The sequence below is a fragment of the Thermogemmatispora sp. genome, from assembly GCF_019683755.1.
GTDB lineage: Bacteria > Chloroflexota > Ktedonobacteria > Ktedonobacterales > Ktedonobacteraceae > Thermogemmatispora.
The window spans coordinates 1-3,198 of the sequence record NZ_JADGHT010000443.1 but is presented as its reverse complement, the minus strand read 5'-3'; the positions used below and the strand labels follow the sequence as shown (position 1 = coordinate 3,198).

At 58.0% G+C, this 3,198-nt stretch carries 2 protein-coding genes; both read right to left on the bottom strand.

The window, feature by feature from the left end; all coding sequences use genetic code 11:
• Positions 1 to 547: protein kinase (locus IRZ24_RS18520; protein ID WP_297167644.1), on the bottom strand; the 547-nt coding region annotated here is incomplete at its 3' end.
• A 622-nt stretch (positions 548 to 1,169) separates the two neighbouring features.
• Entirely contained in the window at positions 1,170 to 3,092 is a 1,923-nt protein-coding gene (gene selB / locus IRZ24_RS18515) for a selenocysteine-specific translation elongation factor (protein WP_297167640.1), read from the bottom strand.
• Positions 3,093 to 3,198 lie beyond the last annotated feature (106 nt).

The following is a 3,198-nucleotide window of genomic DNA, read 5'->3' as shown; positions in this document are numbered from 1 at the left end:
GTTCGGGAGCATAATACTGCACTGTACCGAGCGTCATCCCGGTGGTTGTCAAGCGCTCGGCATTGATATCCTTATAGACGCTGGCAATACCGAAATCAGTCAGCTTGATCGAGCCATCGCGTCCAACCAGGATATTCTGAGGCTTGACATCGCGATGAACGATTCCGCGCCGATGAGCAGCCCCGAGGCCAAGGGCGACATCATGGGCGATAATCACCGCGCGCTCTACATCCAATATGCCCCGCGAGCGCAGATAACGGCGCAGGTCTGTACCCTCGACCAGCTCCATAACGATGTAGTAGTTCCCATCACTCTGCCCGTAGTCATAGACCTGAACAATATTAGGATGTTGCAGGGCAGAGGCGGCCTTTGCCTCGCGCTGGAAGCGCGTGACAAACTTTGGGTCGGTACTATAGACCTCGCGTAGTACCTTAATCGCCACAGGGCGATCCATACGCAGGTCCCGCCCGCGGTAGATGGTTGCCATGCCCCCCCGACCGATGGGGTCCAATAGCTGGTATCGCTCGCCCAGAACTTCAGTTTGCATAGCTCTCCGCTTTGACCGTACAGCTTATCTGGAGGGGCCACAAGGGCCTACAGCCTGGTCGGACCGGTCTCCCGCCTCTTCTCTTGGCTTTTTCCCAGCTCTGCCCTGCCCTGATCCTTCCCGATGCTCTCCGTCAACAGGCCTGCTCGTCTGTCTTTCCATACCTTTTGCCCGCGTCGTGTCAGCCCGCCACGCCTGTTCTTCCCCGAGCTTGGATGAGCGTGGCCTAACCCTCATCTAGCCTGGCGGCCTGTCTACCCTGCCATTCCTCTCCATAATACCTGGCTTGGTCCAGCCAACTTTCCCCGGCTCGACCGACTAGCCTGGCCCGCTGCTTCCACGCTCCAGCGAGCGTGCCCTCCGGATGGGACGAGGTGTTCTTTAGACAAACGCCCTGCTATGAACGATAAACGCAGGATACCCGGTAAACTACAGTTCGCTCCTTATTGTAGCGCATCCTATCCCCATTGGGAACATCTTTTCTGCGGGCCACTCTACCACACAGACGTGCTATCTCTTCCTTCTCAGGAAACCGCCTCTGCGGAGGCCTCTCGCCTGGTACTAGCCCGAAGCATCCAGCCAGCCTGACCCGCTTCCGTGCTTGCTGCTAGCGACCCTGCTTTCAAATGCCTGCTGTCTGGGACACAAGCATACGGGTATCGCCCACTCGTCGCGTAATACGCTCTGCATCCATGTGCTCCAGGAGAGGTAAAACATACTTGCGTGTAGTACCCAGCAGGTCGCGCGCCTGAGCTACAGTAATGGTACCATGCTCCTGCAAATAGGATGTGATAAGTGCTACTGCTCTCTCATATGCCTCGCGCAGAAAGAGGATAGTGCCATCGCCCATCTTGACCAGTTCTCCACGTTCGATCAGGGCACTCACTAGCTCGCCACCTACCAGCTCTTCGGCCTCTCCTCGCGTTGGCGGCGTGAACGGGTTGGCACGAAAGATAGTGATCAAACGTGCGGCCTGCCTCTGCTGCTCAGCGCTCAGATTTGGCGTGAAGCCAGGGAGACGGATTAGACCAGCGCTGCCAGCTTCTGTAAGCAGGCCCTCGCGGCGCAGGGCTTCGAAAACCTCCGCTGCCAGGCGTGGTGGCAGATGGAGACGAGAGCGCCATTCCTCTTTCGGGAGTCCACTGCGCAGAGGAAATTGCTCATGGTAATCCTGGACCAGGCGGATGGCCGCCTCACTGAGCGCCTGCCAGACACTCAGTGAGAACCAGTATGTTCCCACACGTCGCACTCTTCCCTGTGTTAACAACGTCTCCAGTGCCTGCTGCGTCACAGGCTGGGTGAGATTACTCAGGCGAGCCAATTCGGCGATCTCGTAAGCGGGCCAATGGGGGGGTGTTGGACCCGTTGAGCGGCGCAGCGCCCCTGTGAGCTGAGCCAGGACGATGGCTTCAGGGTTGCCCTGCGCCAGGGTTTCCAGGCGTTGCAGAACCTCACTGCGGCGACGACGGTGATAAGCGGGATAAGCGTCAAGGATCTCTCCACCGCCGAGTGTCAGGCTAGGCGAGGGGAGGCGCACAATAAAGCGATCATGGCGCGCGACTACCGTTGGCTCCTGTAAACGCAGCTGCGCCCAGGTACTTTCACCAGGACACAACTCGTCGCCCTCCAGTAGACGCACACTAGCTGGCACTACCTGAGCACCACAGTAGAAATCAACCAGGGTGTTGTGCCTGAGAGGACGGGGGGCATCGGCGAGCAAGCTCAGGCGGACGTCGATCAGTGTAGTTGGTTGCAGCAAGCCCGGCAGGGTCACAACGTTCCCCCGTTCTATTTCCTGGCGTCCAACGCCGGCCAGATTGAGAGCGGTGCGTTCTCCTGGCTGAGCCACAGTGATCGCCTGGCGATGGCGCTGAAGCGAACGAATGCGAGCCTTAAGGCCTCGCGGCAAAATCTCGACTTCTTGTCCTAGCTGGAAGCTGCCGTCAATGAGCGTGCCCGTGACAATGGTCCCGAAGCCGGCAAGGGTAAAAACACGGTCGATGGGAAGACGGGGCCGTCCGTAGTCGGGCCGCTGGGGAGCCTGAGCTGTGGCCTCCTGCAGACGAGCCAGCAGGGTAGCGAGACCCTGACCCGTGCTGGCTGAGACAGGAACAATCGGGGCACCGGCTAGGCTGGTAGGTCGGAGTAAGGCGGCGACCTCCTCGCTGACAAGGGCCAACCATTCCTCATCTACCAGGTCAGCCTTGGTCAAGGCCACTACCCCGCTACGCACCTGCAGCAAATCAAGGATGGCCAGGTGCTCGCGAGTCTGTGGCATCACTCCTTCATCTGCGGCCACAACAAGCAAGGCGACATCAATGCCTCCGACGCCAGCGAGCATATTCTTGATGAAGCCTTCATGACCGGGTACATCGATGATGCCAACTTCGCGACCGTCTGGTAGTCTTAACCAGGCAAAGCCCAGATCAATGGTCATACCACGGGCTTTCTCTTCGGCAAGACGGTCAGGATCGATGCCTGTGAGAGCCTTGACAAGTGTCGATTTCCCATGATCAATGTGCCCGGCTGTCCCTATGCACGTCATAATCGTATTATTCTAAATTTAGCTGCTGAACATTTACTTTCTCTATGGATTAGCTCGTCTTCTGTCCTTACTCCAGAGTAGAGAAGAGAGCCTCGCTATAGTATAC